14 protein-coding genes are annotated in these 16938 nt (G+C 64.1%); 7 read left to right on the top strand and 7 right to left on the bottom strand.

What is annotated here, in order from left to right; genetic code table 11:
* The first annotated feature begins 96 nt into the window (after nt 1-96).
* Nucleotides 97-1311, top strand: coding sequence for an NADP-dependent isocitrate dehydrogenase (locus ACRCSW_RS00125; protein ID WP_438701966.1), 1215 nt, complete (start codon nt 97-99; stop codon nt 1309-1311).
* A 219-nt stretch (nt 1312-1530) separates the two neighbouring features.
* Complete coding sequence (typA, locus tag ACRCSW_RS00120) at nt 1531-3348, top strand: translational GTPase TypA (protein WP_438701965.1); 1818 nt, start codon at nt 1531-1533, stop codon at nt 3346-3348.
* Nucleotides 3349-3421: 73 nt separating this feature from the next.
* Here the strand turns inward: typA and ACRCSW_RS00115 are convergent, their stop codons facing one another.
* From ACRCSW_RS00115 to recA, 5 genes are all read right to left on the bottom strand, one after another.
* Complete coding sequence (locus ACRCSW_RS00115; RefSeq protein ID WP_438701964.1) at nt 3422-4216, bottom strand: class II glutamine amidotransferase; 795 nt, start codon at nt 4214-4216, stop codon at nt 3422-3424.
* A gap of 136 nt (nt 4217-4352) precedes the next feature.
* Nucleotides 4353-4643: a DUF1330 domain-containing protein gene (locus ACRCSW_RS00110; RefSeq protein WP_438701963.1), complete on the bottom strand. Its 291-nt coding sequence runs from the start codon at nt 4641-4643 to the stop codon at nt 4353-4355.
* A 2-nt stretch (nt 4644-4645) separates the two neighbouring features.
* A complete protein-coding gene (gene alaS, locus ACRCSW_RS00105; RefSeq protein ID WP_438701962.1) occupies nt 4646-7300 on the bottom strand; it encodes an alanine--tRNA ligase in 2655 nt (884 codons plus the stop codon).
* A 338-nt stretch (nt 7301-7638) separates the two neighbouring features.
* Nucleotides 7639-8202 carry an MOSC domain-containing protein gene (locus ACRCSW_RS00100; RefSeq protein ID WP_438701961.1) on the bottom strand — a complete coding sequence of 188 codons (564 nt, stop codon included), beginning with the start codon at nt 8200-8202 and terminating at the stop codon, nt 7639-7641.
* Nucleotides 8199-9269 (bottom strand): recombinase RecA, encoded by a 1071-nt coding sequence (recA, locus tag ACRCSW_RS00095; RefSeq protein ID WP_438701960.1) that lies wholly within the window; start codon nt 9267-9269, stop codon nt 8199-8201. Before recA ends, ACRCSW_RS00100 begins: the two co-directional genes overlap by 4 nt.
* A gap of 204 nt (nt 9270-9473) precedes the next feature.
* Here recA and ACRCSW_RS00090 point away from each other — a divergent pair, with 204 nt between their 5' ends.
* The 4 genes from ACRCSW_RS00090 to ACRCSW_RS00075 all read left to right on the top strand — a co-directional run bounded on the left by ACRCSW_RS00090 (nt 9474) and on the right by ACRCSW_RS00075 (nt 12442).
* On the top strand, nt 9474-10064 hold the full coding sequence (locus tag ACRCSW_RS00090; protein ID WP_438701959.1) for a hypothetical protein: 591 nt from the start codon (nt 9474-9476) through the stop codon (nt 10062-10064).
* A gap of 115 nt (nt 10065-10179) precedes the next feature.
* Nucleotides 10180-10728 carry a YSC84-related protein gene (locus tag ACRCSW_RS00085; RefSeq protein ID WP_438701967.1) on the top strand — a complete coding sequence of 183 codons (549 nt, stop codon included), beginning with the start codon at nt 10180-10182 and terminating at the stop codon, nt 10726-10728.
* A 155-nt stretch (nt 10729-10883) separates the two neighbouring features.
* Nucleotides 10884-11513, top strand: coding sequence for a CatA-like O-acetyltransferase (locus ACRCSW_RS00080; protein WP_438701958.1), 630 nt, complete (start codon nt 10884-10886; stop codon nt 11511-11513).
* Nucleotides 11514-11941: 428 nt separating this feature from the next.
* On the top strand, nt 11942-12442 hold the full coding sequence (locus tag ACRCSW_RS00075; RefSeq protein ID WP_438701957.1) for a hypothetical protein: 501 nt from the start codon (nt 11942-11944) through the stop codon (nt 12440-12442).
* 27 nt (nt 12443-12469) lie between these two features.
* Here ACRCSW_RS00075 and ACRCSW_RS00070 read toward each other — a convergent pair whose 3' ends face one another.
* Entirely contained in the window at nt 12470-13333 is an 864-nt protein-coding gene (locus ACRCSW_RS00070; protein WP_438701956.1) for an NAD(P)-dependent oxidoreductase, read from the bottom strand.
* Between the two features lie 79 nt (nt 13334-13412).
* On the opposite strand from ACRCSW_RS00070, the gene ACRCSW_RS00065 reads away from it, so the two are divergent.
* The gene (locus tag ACRCSW_RS00065; protein ID WP_438701955.1) at nt 13413-15875 is read left to right on the top strand and encodes a penicillin acylase family protein; all 2463 of its coding nucleotides are present in this window, start codon (nt 13413-13415) and stop codon (nt 15873-15875) included.
* Between the two features lie 152 nt (nt 15876-16027).
* Here the strand turns inward: ACRCSW_RS00065 and hflX are convergent.
* Nucleotides 16028-16938 (bottom strand): GTPase HflX (gene hflX, locus ACRCSW_RS00060; RefSeq protein ID WP_438701954.1); only part of this gene is annotated, 911 nt, incomplete at its 5' end.

Raw genomic sequence — 16938 nt, 5'->3', positions numbered from 1 at the left:
CGACATGTCGGTATACAATCGCATACCGCCCTTCCCAAGCCTGTGCTTTTCCGCTAAGACGCCCGCAACCGAATCCCACCAGCGAGAGGTCGAGCCATGTCGAAGATCAAGGTAGCCAACCCCGTCGTCGAGCTCGACGGCGACGAGATGACCCGGATCATCTGGGACTTCATCAAGCAAAAGCTGATCCTGCCCTACCTCGACATCGACCTGAAATACTACGACCTGGGGATCGAAGAGCGGGACCGCACCAGTGACCAGGTCACCGTGGATAGCGCCGAGGCGATCAAGAAATACGGCGTCGGCGTCAAGTGCGCGACGATCACGCCGGATGAGGCGCGGGTTGAGGAGTTCGGTCTGAAGCAGATGTGGAAAAGCCCGAACGGCACCATCCGCAACATCCTCGGCGGCGTGATCTTCCGCCAGCCGATCATCTGCAAGAACGTCCCCCGCCTCGTCCCCGGCTGGACCCAGCCCATCGTCATCGGCCGCCACGCCTTTGGCGACCAGTACCGCGCGACCGACTTCCGCTTTCCGGGCAAGGGGAAGCTGACGATGAAGTTCGTCGGCGAGGACGGGACGACCATCGAAAAGGACGTCTACTCCGCCCCCTCCGCCGGGGTCTACATGGGTATGTACAACCTTGACGACTCGATCATCGACTTCGCCCGCGCCAGCTTGAACTTTGGCCTTAACCTCGGTTGGCCGGTCTACCTTTCCACCAAGAACACCATCCTCAAGGCCTACGACGGCCGCTTCAAGGACCTGTTCCAGAAGGTCTACGAAGAGGAATTCGAGGCCGAGTTCAAGAAAAAGGGCACCACCTACGAACACCGTTTGATCGACGACATGGTGGCAAGCTCGATGAAATGGTCCGGCGGCTATGTCTGGGCCTGCAAGAACTACGACGGCGACGTGCAGTCCGACCTTGTGGCCCAGGGTTTCGGAAGCCTTGGCATGATGACCTCGGTCCTCATGACCCCCGACGGCAAGATCGTCGAGGCCGAGGCCGCGCATGGCACCGTCACCCGCCACTACCGCGAGCATCAGAAGGGGAAGGCCACCTCGACGAACTCCGTCGCCTCGATCTACGCCTGGACCGGGGGCCTGAAGCACCGGGCGAAGCTCGACGGCAATGACGCGCTGATGCGCTTTGCGACCACGCTAGAGAAGGTGACGGTCGACACCGTGGAAGACGGCTTCATGACCAAGGACCTGGCACTGCTGGTCGGGCCGGACCAGAAGTGGCTGACCACGATGGGTTATCTGGAAAAGGTCGACGAATACCTGAACAAGGCGCTGGCGGGCTGATCTGTCAGAACAGATGGGATCGGGGTCGGAGCATTCTCCGGCCCCTTTTCTTTGTGTCGGTCAAGACGGCGGCCGAAGAGGTTAACAGTTCCTAATTGATCCAGCAAGCCATTGAAATAAAACACATTCACCAGTTGTCCCACCGTGGGACACCTGCCCCCTCTGGCCACGGCCCGGAAAACCCTGTAAGGCCCCGCCAACCCTTTAGGACCCGGACCCATGGAACTGCGCAACATCGCGATCATCGCCCACGTCGACCACGGCAAGACCACCCTCGTGGACGAGCTTCTGAAGCAAAGCGGCGCCTTCCGCGACAACCAGGCCGTCTCGGAACGGGCGATGGATTCGAACGACATCGAACGCGAACGCGGGATCACCATCCTGGCGAAGTGTACCTCGGTGGAATGGCAGGGCGCCCGGATCAACATCGTCGACACCCCCGGCCACGCCGACTTCGGCGGCGAGGTGGAGCGGATCCTCTCGATGGTCGACGGTGTCTGCCTCCTCGTCGACGCCGCCGAAGGCCCGATGCCGCAGACCAAGTTCGTGCTGACCAAGGCCCTCGCGCTTGGCCTTCGCCCGATCGTCGTCCTGAACAAGGTCGACAAGCCCGACGCCGAGCCCGACCGCGCCCTGAACGAGGTCTTCGACCTCTTCGCCAACCTCGGCGCCACGGACGACCAGCTCGACTTCCCCCACGTCTACGCCTCCGGCCGCGCCGGCTGGGCCGACGCCGAGCTTGACGGGCCGCGTAAGGACCTCTCCGCCCTCTTCGACCTGATCGTCCGCCACGTCCCCGCCCCCTCGCAGCTCTCCCGCCAGGATGAGCCCTTCTCGATGCTGGCGACCACCCTGTCCGCCGACCCCTACCTCGGCCGCATCCTGACCGGTCGCGTCGAATCCGGTCGCATCGCCACCGGCACCTCGCTGAAGGCCCTGTCGCGCAGTGGCGAGCGGCTGGAACAGTTCCGGGTGACGAAGATCCTTGCCTTCCGGGGTCTCTCTCAGACCCAGATCGATGAGGCGGTCGCGGGCGATATCGTAACCCTTTCCGGCATGACGAAGGCCACCGTCGCCGACACGCTCTGCGCGCTTGAGGTCGACACCGCCCTGCCCGCCCAGCCGATCGACCCGCCGACGATCACCGTCACCTTCGGCATCAACGACTCGCCCCTGGCGGGCCGGGATGGCAACAAGGTCCAGTCGCGGGTGATCCGCGAGCGCCTGATGAAGGAATCCGAGGTCAACGTCGCGATCAAGGTCGCCGACACGCCCGGAGGCGAGGCGTTCGAGGTCTCGGGCCGGGGCGAACTCCAGATGGGCGTCCTGATCGAGAACATGCGCCGCGAAGGGTTCGAGCTGTCGATCTCTCGCCCCCGGGTGATTTTCCGCGACGTTGATGGCGTGCGGAACGAGCCGATCGAAGAGGTCATTGTTGATGTCGACGACGAATACTCCGGCGCGGTCATCGACAAGCTTACCGGTGAGCGCAAGGGCGAACTGGTCGAGATGAAACCCGCGGGCGTGGGCAAGACCCGGATCATTGCGCATGTGCCCTCGCGCGGGCTAATCGGCTATCAGGGCCAGTTCCTGACCGATACGCGCGGCACCGGTGTCCTGAACCGCATCTTCCACGGCTGGGCGCCGCACAAGGGCCCGATCCAGGGCCGCCGGCAGGGGGTTCTCATCAGCACCGAGGCGGGCGTTTCAGTGGCCTACGCGCTTTGGAACCTGGAAGACCGGGGCCGCATGTTCATCGGACCGCAGGAGCAGGTCTACACCGGCATGTTGATCGGCGAGCACAGCCGCGAGAATGACCTTGAGGTCAACCCGCTCAAGGGCAAGAAGCTGACCAACGTCCGCGCGTCCGGCACGGATGAGGCGGTCCGGCTGACCCCGCATATCAAGATGAGCCTGGAAGAGGCGATTGCCTATATCGACGATGACGAACTGGTCGAGGTGACGCCAAAGATCATCCGCCTGAGGAAGCGGGAGCTTGATCCGAACGAGCGCAAGCGGGCGTCGCGGAAGGAGTGACGGCGGGGCCAGGGTCAAGAATTTTAAGGAAAATTCTTGGCAAACTCCTTACTTAAGGAATTTGACCCCAGCCTCAAGCCGCAGCGGCCAGTCGGCAGGGCAGGAAGTCCTCGACCCGGACGTCGTTGCCGTCGAACGTGCAGAAGCTCGCGGGCGGCACTTCCTCCCAGCCTCCCTCTTCCGCCTCAAGCGGTTCGGACACGACGGCCCGGCCACCGCGCGTATCTGACCAGCGGTGATAAAGCGAGGGCGCTGCATCGTCCGTCGCGTAGCGCACTGCATGCAGGCGCCTGCCGTCCGAAAGCGCGGCCGTCATCCGCAGATGCGGCCCCTGCCCCTTGTCCCGCGCTAACCGGATGAACCGCGCCGCCGCCCGTTCCAAAGCACCGCGGGGGTCGTCATCCAGCCCCTCGGCCACAGCTACCAGAAATAGTGCCTCGCTGTCGGTCGCGCCCTTCCGGTGCGGATAAAGTGCCTCTGTAATCATCATGTCGGCGTCGCGGCGAAATGCGTCGTATCCGCCGACCTGGCCGTTGTGCATGAAGGACCAGCGGCCATGCACGAACGGATGGCAGTTGTTGCGGCTGGTCGCGGTGCCGGTGGACGCGCGGACATGAGCCAGGAAGAGGTGCGACTGCACCTGTGCGGTCAGGCTCTTCAGGTTCGGGTCCGACCAGGCGGGCAGCACATCGCGGAAAAGGCCGGGCTCGGGTTTCGAGCTGTACCAGGCGATGCCGAACCCATCGGCGTTGATCGCGGTATGGCACTGCGTGGCGCAATGGCTTTGGTGGATCAGGGAATGCCCGGGGCGGCTCACGATCTCCTCCAGGAAGATCGGCGCGCCGGTGTATGCGGCCCAGCGGCACATCAGCGTGCCCTCGCCAGGCTATCGGTCAGGTACTGCATCGCTCACGCCTCATAGTTTTTCTTTTGAGTCTAGCATGAAACGCGGCAGGGGGCAGAAATATTCCAATCAATTCAATGAAAAGTTGCTGGGGAAAACCTTACCCGATCTCCTCGACCACCATCAGGTCGCGCACGGCCGCACCCTTCGCATGGGCCAGCGCGGCCTGATAGGCGGGCGAGTTGTAGCACTCGACCGCTTTCTCCAGGTTCGGGAAGCGGGCCACCACGTTGCGGGGGCGATCGTTCCCCTCAAGCTGCACATAGCGGCCGCCGCGGGCGAGGAACACCCCGCCGTGAGCCTGGATAGCCTCGGTCGCGCCCTTGGCATAGCGGCCGTAAGCCTCGGCGTCGGTCACTTCGACATGGGCGATCCAGAGGGCGGTTGGCATCGTCAGGCCCCCATCACGGCTTCCGCCGCCTTGATTGCGGCCTCGGCCTGGGCGATATCAGCGCCCCCAGCCTGCGCCAAGTCTGGCCGCCCGCCACCGCCTTTGCCGCCCATCGCTTCCGCGGCGGCCTTCACAAGGCTGACAGCTGACAGCTTCGTGGTCAGGTCGGCGGTCACCCCGGCTGCGACGGCCGGCTTCGCGCCGGTATCGGCGATGAGGAGCACCGCGCCCGAGCCGAGCCTGGCCTTCATCTCGTCGATCAGCGCCGGAAGGTCCTTGCCGGAGACGCCGTTCAGCACTTGAGCAATGAACTTCACCCCGTTGATTTCCTTGGCATCCGGGCCTGCGGCCTTGCCGCCCATAGCAACCTCGCGGCGCAGCTGCGCGACCTCATTCTGCAGCGCCTTCCGTTCGTCGAAGAGCGCGCGGATGCGGTCGGCAAGCTCGGCCGCCGGGGCCTTGATGATCGCCGCGATGTCGTTCAGCCGCGCGTCCTGCTGCCGCAGGTGATCCAGCGCCGCCTGCCCGGTCAGCGCCTCGATCCGCCGCACACCAGCCGAGGAGGCACTTTCCGAGAGAAGCGCCATCGCGCCGATATCTCCAGTGCGGGTCACGTGAGTACCGCCGCAAAGCTCAAGGCTGTAGGTCTTGCCGTCCGCGCCCTTGCCCGAGCCTTCGAGGATGCCCATCGAGACAACCCGGACCTCCTCGCCGTACTTCTCGCCAAAAAGCGCCTGGGCCCCAAGGGCGCGGGCATCGTCGGGGGTCATGATCCGGGTTTCGACCGGGGAGTTCTGGCGGATGAACGTATTCACTTCGGCTTCGATCGCGGCCAGTTCGCCCGCCGGGATCGCCTGTGCGTGGCTGAAGTCAAAGCGCAGCCGGTCGGCCGCGTTGAGCGAGCCGCGCTGCGCCACATGATCGCCGAGCGCGCGGCGGAGTGCCTCATGCAGCAGGTGGGTCGCCGAGTGGTTGGCGCGGATCTGGCTCCGGCGGCTGTGAGCAACCTCGAGCTTCGCCGGTTGTCCTTTGATAACAGTGCCTTCCGTGACCTTCGCAATGTGAATGAAGACCCCGGCCGCCTTCTTCACATCGGTCACCTCAGCCGTTCCCGTGTCGGTGCGGATGAAGCCCGCATCGCCGACCTGGCCACCGGATTCCGCGTAGAACGGGGTCTGGTTGACGACGATCTGGACCTGTTCGCCCACCGTCGCCTTACCGATCCCGGCCCCGTCGCGAACCAGTGCGGTGATCACGCCTTCCGCAGTCTCGGTGTCATAGCCTAAGAATTCGCTAACACCGTGTTCTTCGGCAAGCTCGAACCAGATCTTCGCGTCCTTCGCCTCACCCATTCCGGCCCAGGCGGCGCGGGCCTTCTGCTTCTGTTCGGTCATCGCGGCGTCGAAGCCCGCGACGTCAACCTCGCGGCCCTTTTCGCGGAGCGCGTCCTGCGTGAGGTCGAGCGGGAAGCCGTAGGTGTCGTAAAGCTTGAAGGCGGCCGCGCCGGGCAGCGCTGCACCTTCGCCGAGGCGGGAAAGTTCGTCGTCCAGAAGCCGGAGGCCCCGATCAAGTGTTTGTTTGAACTTGGTTTCTTCCGACCGAAGCGTCTCTTCGATCAGGGACTGCGCGCGCTGCAGCTCGGGGTAGGCCCCGCCCATCTGCCGCACGAGGGTGGACACAAGGCGGTGCATCACCGGGTCTCCTGCGCCCAGCATATGCGCGTGCCGCATCGCCCGGCGCATGATCCGGCGGAGTACATAGCCGCGGCCTTCGTTCGAGGGCATGACGCCATCGGCGATGAGGAAGCTTGTGGATCGCAGGTGGTCGGCGATGACGCGGTGGTGGATTTTCCCTGGTCCGTCAGGGTCTTGACTGGTGGCATGGGCTGAAGCCTCGATCAGGCTGCGCATCAGGTCGGTGTCGTAGTTGTCATGCTTGCCCTGCAACAGCGCGCCGATTCGTTCGAGGCCCATGCCGGTGTCGATCGACTGCATCTCCAAGGGCACCAGGCGGCCGTCGGCGAACTGTTCGTTCTGCATGAAGACGTTGTTCCAGATCTCGATGAACCGGTCGCCGTCTTCTTCCGCGCTGCCGGGAGGGCCGCCCCAGATATGCGGCCCGTGGTCGTAGAAGATTTCCGTGCAGGGTCCGCAGGGGCCGGTGGGACCCATACGCCAGAAGTTGTCGTCGGTGGCTATGCGGATGATGCGGTCGTCCGACAGGCCTGCGACCTTCTTCCAGATGCGCGCCGCCTCATCGTCGGTATGGTAGACGGTGACCAGAAGCCTGTCCTTGGCGAGGCCGAAGTCCTTGGTCAGAAGCTCCCACGCAAAGGCGATGGCCTGGTCCTTGAAATAGTCGCCGAAGCTGAAATTTCCCAGCATTTCGAAGAACGTATGGTGCCGCGCGGTGTAGCCGACGTTGTCGAGGTCGTTGTGCTTTCCGCCCGCCCGGACGCATTTCTGTGCTGTGGTCGCGCGCTTGTAGTCCCGCTTTTCGACACCAGTGAAGAGGTTCTTGAACTGCACCATGCCCGAGTTCGCAAAGATCATCGTCGGGTCGTTCCGGGGGACCAACGGCGAGCTCTCGACCACCGCGTGGCCGTTGCGGCGGAAGTAGTCGAGGAAGGTCGAGCGGATGTCGTTGAGCGATGCCATGATGGGCGACCCTTGCGGCGGAAGCGGGAATTCGGGCTCTCCGTGTACCCTTGCCATGCGGGCCTGTCCACCGGGTTGCGGTGCGGCGGGAGGGGGTGGTGTGCCGTGGGGTTAAGTAGAGCTGAACGAGCAAGACGTAAGTGGTCGAGGCGGGGTTAGGGACAATCCACAAGCATTTGAGAACGCTGTGTTAATCCGACACCTTTCGAACCAGTTAACAATCTTGTTTTCATCTTGCTTTCGTCTTGTTTCCGTCTCTCCTCAAGTCTCGCTTTCAGGGCGTTAACCAGGAGATTCGAATCGTTTGTTGACAAAGCGTTGGCAAGGGTCGGTGCGCCTTAGCGCGCCCTACGCAGGACGTTTACAGGATCGCCGAGGTGGATCACGCCATCCTGTTCCACGCTGCACAGCACACCGCGGAGGCGGAGATGCCGGTGCTGGGGCGCGCGGATCCAGTCATACGCGGGCTCGCCGTAGCGGACTTTCCACTTGGCGCAGCCGTCGTTCCAGACCTCGGAGACCTTCAGGATAGCAGTACCTACTCCAAGAAGCTGGCCTTCGGGCAGGTTCGCCTCGCTGGTGTCGAGGTCGCAGACGAAAGTATCGCCGGGATGCGGAACCCCGTCGCCGTCGCGCCAGAAAAGGTCCAGCACCCGGCGCGGCAGGATCGAGACCTGGATGCCGGGGTGGCCTTTGCCATCTGGAAGCTTGAGCCACGGCGCGTTCTCCCACCGTTCACCAGGAATGCCACGGTCGCGGGTCACCGTCAGTTCCTTGACGAAATCACGCTGGCCATAGCCGGGGCGGAAGCACAAAAGTTCAACCGCGCTGCCCGTCTTTGGTGCCTGAAGCACCTGGGGCAGCGCGGCTGCAAGGCTTTCGGCTGTGGGGTGAGCGCTCACTCGGCCAGAACTTCGCTTTCCTCGCCACCCGCCATGGTGAAATCGAGCCCGTTCGCAGCGCGAATCTTGTCTTCGATTTCCAGCGCGACCGAGGGGTTCTGCTTCAGGAACAGCTTGGCGTTCTCACGCCCCTGGCCGATGCGTTCGTCCTTAAAGGAATACCAGGCGCCCGATTTCTCGACGACCCCGGCCTTCACACCGATATCGACCAGTTCGCCCATCTTCGAGATGCCTTCGCCATACATGATGTCGAATTCCACCTGCTTGAAGGGCGGGGCGACCTTGTTCTTCACCACCTTGACGCGGGTGGTGTTGCCGACGACCTCCTCACGGTCCTTGATCGCGCCGATGCGGCGGATGTCGAGGCGCACGGAAGCGTAGAATTTCAATGCGTTGCCGCCGGTCGTGGTTTCGGGCGAGCCGAACATCACGCCGATCTTCATCCGGATCTGGTTGATGAAAATCACCATGCAGTTCGAGCGCCCGATCGAGGCGGTGAGCTTGCGCATGGCCTGGCTCATCAGGCGGGCCTGGCTGCCCATCTGCATGTCGCCCATGTCGCCTTCGATTTCGGCCTTGGGGACAAGCGCCGCCACGGAGTCGACGACCACCATGCTGACCGCGCCCGAGCGCACGAGCGTATCAACGATTTCAAGCGCCTGTTCGCCGGTGTCGGGCTGCGAAATCAGAAGTTCATCCAGGTTCACGCCAAGCTTCTTGGCATACTGCGGGTCAAGCGCGTGTTCGGCGTCGACGAAGGCGCAGACGCCGCCTTTTTTCTGTTCTTCCGCAACAGCATGTAGGGTCAGCGTGGTCTTGCCCGAGCTTTCCGGCCCGTAGATTTCGATGATCCGGCCCTTGGGCAGACCGCCGATCCCGAGTGCGATGTCGAGGCCCAGCGAGCCGGTCGAGGTTGCCTCGATGTCCATCGCCGGGCTGTCGGCGCCAAGCCGCATGATCGAGCCCTTGCCGAACTGCCGTTCGATCTGTGCGAGTGCGCTTTCGAGCGCCTTCGACTTGTCCATATCCCGCTTGCTCCCGAGGTCGAGAAGGTTCGCCACTGCCATGTCGTTCTCCTTATTTCACAGCCGCATGTAAGCGGCAATCCTGCCTGATGTTCCCCAAGTGTTCCGGCGTTTATGAGGACAAAAGTGGAACATATCAACCAAATTCTCGCAGTGGCAGTTTTTCGCGGCTTTGGTTAAGGGAGTGTTTACGCCGCTGCCCGATCTGGGGCTCGGTTATGGAAATACTGACGTGGAGGTGCGGAATTGCTGGTGTTCTGGGAGCAGAGGCTTGCGTTTCTGGCCACGCCGAAGACGGGATCGACGGCGATTGCCGCAGCGCTCGAATCGCTTGCAGCCGTGTCGATCCAGCGCCCGCCGCTTCTGAAGCACACGACGGTGCATCGCTATCGGCGGTTCGTCGGTCCGTTCCTGGAGGCCGCGTCGAAGGATAACTTCACCGTGGTTGCCCTGATGCGCGAGCCGAAGGACTGGCTGGGAAGCTGGTACCGCTTTCGCCAGCGGGAGGAGACGGATGAAGGCAAGTCGACCCGCGACATGAGTTTCGACGATTTCGTCCGCGCGTGGTGCAAGGACCCGCGACCGGACTTCGCGGATGTGGGGAGCCAGGGGAAGTTCCTGCGGCCCCGGCAGGGCGAGGGGGTGGATCGGCTGTTCCGCTATGAGGAGATCGATACGTTCGTCCATTTCCTGGAGGACCGGCTTGGCTGCGAGATCATTCTGCCGCGGCTGAACGTCTCGCCCCCGGGTGCAACCGAGCTTTCGGCCGGGACGGAGGCCTTGCTGCGCGAGGTGGCGGCGGAGGATTTTGCGCTTTATCAGACGCTGACCGTTTAGGCGCCCGCTCGCCGGTTGGGCTTTCCCTGCATGACAGGCGGGCGGAAAGCCGCTACCCTGCGGTCAAGGGGCGCTTCAGACCCCGTGAGGCATGAAAGGGCGGACAATGACCGACATGATGATGACGCGGCGCGGGCTGTTGCTGGGCGCGGGGGCCTTTGGGCTGGCCGCCTGCAACAACGGGATCGGGTCGAACGGCGGGGCGCAGATCGATGCGCGGGTCGCGGCGACCGAGAACTTCCTCTTCACCCAGTATCCGGGCACGCAGGACCTGGCCTCGCGCGCGGCGGGGGTTCTGTACATGCCGTTGATGACCGAGGCGGGCTTCGGGGTCGGCGGGGCTTTCGGGCGCGGTGCGCTGCGGATCCAGGGGGTGACGGTCGACTACTATTCGGCCGCCAAGGGCTCGTTCGGGCTGCAGATCGGGGCGCAGCAGTATGCCCATGCGCTGTTCTTCATGGACCCTGGGGCGCTGGAGAACTTCCGGCGATCCTCGGGCTGGGCGGTCAGCGGCGATGTCCGCTATGCGACCCCGGAACAGGGGGCGTCGATCGGGAAGCAGTCGACGGAACTGGACCCGGTGATTGCTCTGGTCTTCGGCCAGCAGGGGCTGATCGCGGGGGCGACGCTGAGCGGGGTCAAGTATACGCGGATCATCCCCTGATGGGTTGTCCCACAGTGGGACAGATAGGCTTTCCAAGGGATTTCAATGGGTTGACGGTGAAGCCGTTTACCTTGGGTTAAGGTTTGGTGGGGTGGAACCCCGCCCTACGGCGCGCCGGATCGGGTTTACCGCGGCGATCAGCGGGGTCGGCAGTCATGGGTCAAGAGCGCGTCGATCTGGAAACCTGGGCGCGGGCGGATCAGTTCCGGTTCTTCCGTGGCTACGAGAAGCCGCATTACGCGGTGACCTCGCGGGTCGATGTGACCGATCTGCTGGCGCGGCGGGCGGAGGCGGGCATCTCGCCCTATCGCGCCTGTCTTTACGGGATCGGCGCGGGCATCCATGCGGTGCCAGAGCTTTGCATGCGGTTTCGCGGGGACGAGGTCACGCGGTACGACCGGATCGAGCTGTCGATGACGGTGCCGCTGGCGGACGGCAATTTCCGCTATGCCTATGTGCCGTTCGACCCTGATTTTGCGACGTTCGACGGGCGGGCGGCAGCGATCATTGCCGAGGTTGCGGCGGGCGGCACGCTGAACGCGAATACCGGGCAGCGGGATGATCTGGCCTATCTCTCGTGCCTGCCGTGGCTCGACTTCACCTCGATCAACAACGCCCTGCCCCATGCCGACGACTGCATTCCGCGCGTGTCCTGGGGTAAGTTCGTCGAGGTTGGTGGGCGCTCGACCATGGCGATGACCATCGAGGTCCATCACGCCCTGGTCGACGGGCGGCAGGTGGGGGATTACTTCGCGGCGGTGCAGGCGGCGGTGGATCGGGTGTAGGCTGGGCGGGGGCGGTCAGAGACTTGAGGCAGACAGGAATATCCCGACGACGGCACTTCCGACCGTAAGCAATACGCAAAGCAAAACTAGAAAGCTGAGTGGGGAGTTGGTTTTTGCGCCCCTGGCGTACCAAATCCCAAGCAAGACCATACTGAGGACGGCAAAAGCGATGGTGTAGTACGCTGTTCCTGACAAGACCGGACTCCATATTGGTTCCGTCCACCTAGATATGTCCCAAGAGCGCCGTCAAGCCTTTGTGGAGGTCCGTCTGCTGCACCCGGAGGGCCGACCCGCAAGGTCGCACGCGATCTATAGCCTTGCGTGGACGGTAAGGATGGTGGGACGGGATTCCACCCTGCGAAGGCCGGTCAGGTTGTGATAGCCTGCATGGCGGATAGAAGTTGCCACCTTTCAACCAGATGCACCGCATGCGCCAGATGATCCTTTACTTCATGGCCTCGCTGATGACTTCGCCAGCGTTGGCCTGCGTGGACATTCCGGGGGCGGTCTACGACCAGATTCCGTCGCCTGATATGGTCATGGTGATTGCCGAAGTCACAGATGTCTCGATCGTTCCGGTGGGCCAATCCGGGTCTTGCATGACGCTGAGCTACCGCTCATCCGAAGTGCTTTTTGGCGAGATCGGCGACAGCTTTCGGGTCGAGACGTGCTACCCTGATGTTTCGGCCGATCTTATCGACCTCGGGACGTCCTCGGAGCTTTATGGATTCACCAAAGGTGCGACAGTCGTAGTGGCGGTGATCAAGGCTGCGTCCGATTCTGGCGACTTGCGCTACGCGGTCCCGAACTGCTGGGGGCCGAAGCATATGCGTCTGGACACCATGGCCGAAGCAGAACGCAAAGAGTTCCTGATTGAGATTAAGCAGTGGCTTATGCTGTCTGCAATTGGGCAGATGTTTCCGGACTGAGGCAATGGTGCGCCATGATTGCGCACCCTACTTCAGTCGGCGGATCAAGCTTGACGTGTCGCCCCTGCCCCCGCCCATCAGTTGGACGTCCTTATAGAACTGGTCCACCAGCGCTGTGACCGGAAGGCGGGCGCCGATTTCGTCGGCGGTGTCGAGGCAGATGCCGAGGTCCTTGCGCATCCAGTCGACGGCGAAGCCGAAGTTGAACTCGTCCTTCAGCATGGTCTTGTGGCGGTTGACCATCTGCCAGCTGCCTGCGGCGCCCTGGCTGATCACCTCGACCACCTTCTCGCCGTCAAGGCCCGCTTTCTGGCCGAACGCCAAAGCTTCGCTGAGGCCCTGCATGAGGCCAGCGATGCAGATCTGGTTCATCATCTTGGCCAGCTGCCCTGCCCCGCTGGGACCGATCAGGCGGCAGATGCGGGCATAAGCGGCCATCACCGGCTCGGCGCGGGCATAGTCGGCCGGATCGCCGCCGCACATGATGGAGAGCTGGCCGTTCTCGGCGCCCGCCTGGCCGCCTGAAACGGGGGCGTCAATGAAGACAAGGCCGGAAGCGGCGGCCTGGGCGGCGAGCTTCCGGGTGACGTTCGCCGAAACCGTCGTGTGATCGACAAAGACGGCGCCGGGTGACATGCCGGTGAAAGCCCCATCGGGGCCGGTGCAGACTGACCTGAGGTCATCGTCATTGCCGACGCAGGCCATCACGAACTCGGCGCCCTTCGCGGCTTCGCGCGGGGTTGCGGCGGAGGTGCCCTTGTGCTTCGCGACCCAGGCCTCGGCTTTCGCGGGTGAGCGGTTGTAGACCGTGACCTCATGCCCCTTGGCGGCAAGGTGCCCGGCCATCGGGAACCCCATGACCCCGAGCCCCAGAAATGCGACTTTCGCCATATCCGCCCCCCGCTCATTGCCCTTCGATGCTGCTTCGACTAGGAACCGATCTGATCTTTGCCGTCAAGGACTGGGCCTGATGCTGACCGCCTTCCGCTGGCTGATCCGGATCGTTTCGGCCCTGATCGGGCTGGGTGTGATCCTGGCTTTGCTGGCTTATTACATCCTGTCGCGGTCACTGATCGACTATTCCGAGGATTTTGCCGTCTCGGGCGTCTCGGCGCCGGTCGAGATCGTTCGGAACAACGACAACGTGCCGCATATCTTCGGGAAGACCGATGAAGACGTGTTCTTCGCGCTGGGGTTTGCCCACGCCCAGGACCGGCTTTGGCAGATGACGATGCTGCGGCGGACGGCCCAGGGGAGGCTTTCCGAGATCTATGGCCCGGCCACAGTGAAGGTCGATGAGCTGATGCGGCGGTTCGACCTTTACGGGCTTGCGGTGCAATCGGTCGGGGCGCAGGACCCCGAGACGCTGGCGGCGCTCACGGCCTATTCGGCGGGGGTCAACGCCTGGATCGAAGAGGTGAACAAGGGGGCCAGGGGCCGGGGGGCGCCGGAGTTCTTCCTCTTCTCGCGCGAGATTTCGGCCTGGGCGCCGGCGGATTCGATCGCGATCCTGAAGCTGATGGCGCTGCAGCTGACCGGTTCGCTGCAGACCGAGGTCCAGCGGGCGCGGGTGTCGCTTCTGTTGCCGAACGAGCGGCTGGCCGACATTCTGCCGGACGATCCGGGGCAAGGCATTGCGGCGCTGCCGGATTATGCGAGCCTGATGCCGGGGGTTGAGCCCCGGTCTGAACCTCTGGATTTTGCTTTGGGGCCGTTTTCGCCGGTGGCCGAGCCCGGCAAGGCAGGGGCCTCGAACGCCTGGGCGGCGATGCCCGGACGGTCGGCGGCGGGGGGCAGCCTTCTGGCGAACGACCCGCACCTCAACCTGACCGCGCCGACGATCTGGTATCTGGCGCGGCTGGAGCTTTCCTCGGGCGGGGTGATCGGGGGCACGATCCCCGGCGTGCCGGTGGTGCTGGTCGGGCGGAGCGAGTCGCTGGGCTGGGGGCTGACGACGGCCTATGTCGACGATCAGGATGTCGTGATCGAAGAGCTGAACCCGGAGAACCCGGAGGAGTACAAGACCGTCGAGGGCTGGGCGGCATTCGAGAGCCGGTCCTCGATCATCAAGGTCAAGGACGCCGAGCCGGTGACAGTGACGCTGCGCTGGTCGAAGAACGGGCCGATCCTGCCGGGGTCGCATTATGAGCTGACCTCGATCACACCGAAGGGCCATGTGGCGGCGATCAGCTGGACCGCGCTGTCGGGGGCGGACACCTCGATCAGCGGGGCGATGCGGCTGATGCGGGCCAAGGCGATCCCCGAGGCGCTGGAGGCGGGGCGGCTGCATGTGGCTCCGGCGCAGAACCTGACGCTGGCGGACGGAAGCGGGATCGCGATGCAGGTGGTGGGCGTGCTGCCTGCGCGGGATCCGGGCCATCCGTCGCAAGGGCGGATGCCGGCACTGGGGTCGGATGCGCGCGTGGGCTTCAAGGGCGCCCTGCCCTACGAGGACAACCCGCGGTTTGTGAACCCGGGTTCGGGATTGCTGGGGAATACGAACAACAAGACGGTTGACCGGCCGTTTCCGCTGCACGTGAGCTTTGATTGGGGCGACACGCAGCGCATCCAGCGGTGGCTGACGCTGATGAAGGCGCGCGAGGTGCATACGCGGGAAAGCTTCATCGAGGCGCAGCTTGATACGGTGAACCCGACGGCGCGGTCGCTGCTGCCGCTGATCGGGGCGGACCTCTGGTTCACCGGGGAAGCCGCCCCGGAGGGCACGCCCGAGCGGCTGCGGCAGCGGGCGCTGCTGCTTCTGTCGGAATGGAACGGCGAGATGAACGAGCATCTGCCGGAGCCGCTGATTGCCGAGGCCTGGATGCGGGCCCTGATGGACCGGCTGATCCGGGACGAGCTCGGGGAGATGGCGGACAGCTTCACCCATATCTCGCCGGTCTTCATGGAGCGGGTCTATCGCAACGTGGGCGGAGCGTCGGTCTGGTGCGACGTGATCCAGTCGGCGGCGGTGGAAAGCTGCACCGACCTGTCGCGGATCGCTTTGGACGAGGCCCTTCTGCAGCTGACAGAGAAGTATGGCGACAACATCGAGAGCTGGCGCTGGGGCGATGCGCATGAGGCGGCGCATGACCATCCGGTGCTGGGCGAAGTGGCGTTCGTGAAGTACTTCGTCAATATCCGGCAATCGACCAGCGGCGGAGACGATACGCTGATGCGGGGCGTCACGCGCGGGACGGGCGAGGAGCCGTTCCAGAACGTGCATGCGGCGGGGTATCGGGGGGTCTATGACTTCGCCGACCCGGACAGCTCGGTCTTCATCTCGGCGACCGGGCAGTCGGGGCATCCCTTGTCGCGCCACTATGACGATCTGGGCGAGCTTTGGCGGCGGGGGGAGTACATCCCGATGTCTTTGGACCCGGAATTGGCCCGCGCGGCGGCGGCGGGGGTGATGGTGCTGACGCCGGCGGAGTGAGCGTTCGGCGTTGCGCGGGCTGGGGCGGCTTTCAAATTGAGCGCTGACGCGCGAGCCTTTTGTCTCGCCTCTGTGCGCGAAGAGCGCACAACCGGCTCGGACGAAGAGCCTCCGGCGGGGATATTTGCAGACAAGAAATGCCTGGGTGTCGATCAGAGGTCGCGGTAGCGCTTTTCCTGGCGGGTGGTCCAGCGGAGGGTGAGGCGATAGCCGTCCTCGGTTTCTTCTTCTGCGGTGACGACCCCTTCCTGGTGGAGCCAGGCGCGTTTGCGGCCTTCGGAGAAGGGGAGCGTCAGGGTGCGGTCGGACTTTTCTTCGTCGAAGGCCAGGGAGATCGCGGCGAGGAGCGGTTCGATCCCCTCGCCCGTCAGGGCGGAGATCGGGAAGACATCGGCACGGCCTGCGGCGTTCACTGCAAGGGAGGCGCGGGCGGAGGGAGGGACGAGGTCGAGCTTGTTCCACACTTCGATCTGCGGGGTGCTTTCCTTGACGCCCAGCGAAGCCAGGATATCGGCCACATCCTGGGCCTGTTCTGCCGTTTCGGGGTGGCTGATGTCGCGGACGTGGAGGATGAGGTCGGCCTCCAGCACCTCTTCCAGGGTGGCGCGGAAGGCGGCGACGAGCTGGGTGGGCAGGTCCGAGATGAAGCCCACGGTGTCGGAGGCGATGATCTTGCGGCCGGAGGGGAGGACGATGCCGCGCATGGTGGGGTCGAGCGTCGCGAAGAGCATGTCCTTGGCCAGCACCTCGGCGCCGGTCATGCGGTTGAAAAGCGTGGACTTTCCGGCGTTGGTGTAGCCGACGAGTGCCACCAGCGGGAACGGGACCTTGCGGCGGGCGGCGCGGTGCAGTTCGCGGGTTTTCACCACGCGGTCGAGCTGGCGTTTGAGACGGATCACCTGATCGTCGATTGCCCGGCGGTCGCTTTCGATCTGGGTCTCACCCGGGCCGCCGACGAAGCCGAAGCCGCCGCGCTGGCGTTCGAGGTGGGTCCAGGCCCGGACGAGGCGGGTGCGCTGGTAGCTGAGTGCCGCAAGCTCGACCTGCAGCACACCTTCGCGGG

Source organism: Tabrizicola sp., from assembly GCF_051645465.1.
Lineage (GTDB): Bacteria > Pseudomonadota > Alphaproteobacteria > Rhodobacterales > Rhodobacteraceae > Tabrizicola.
Note: the sequence above shows the minus strand (reverse complement) of the source record. Positions and strands in the feature narration are given on the sequence as shown.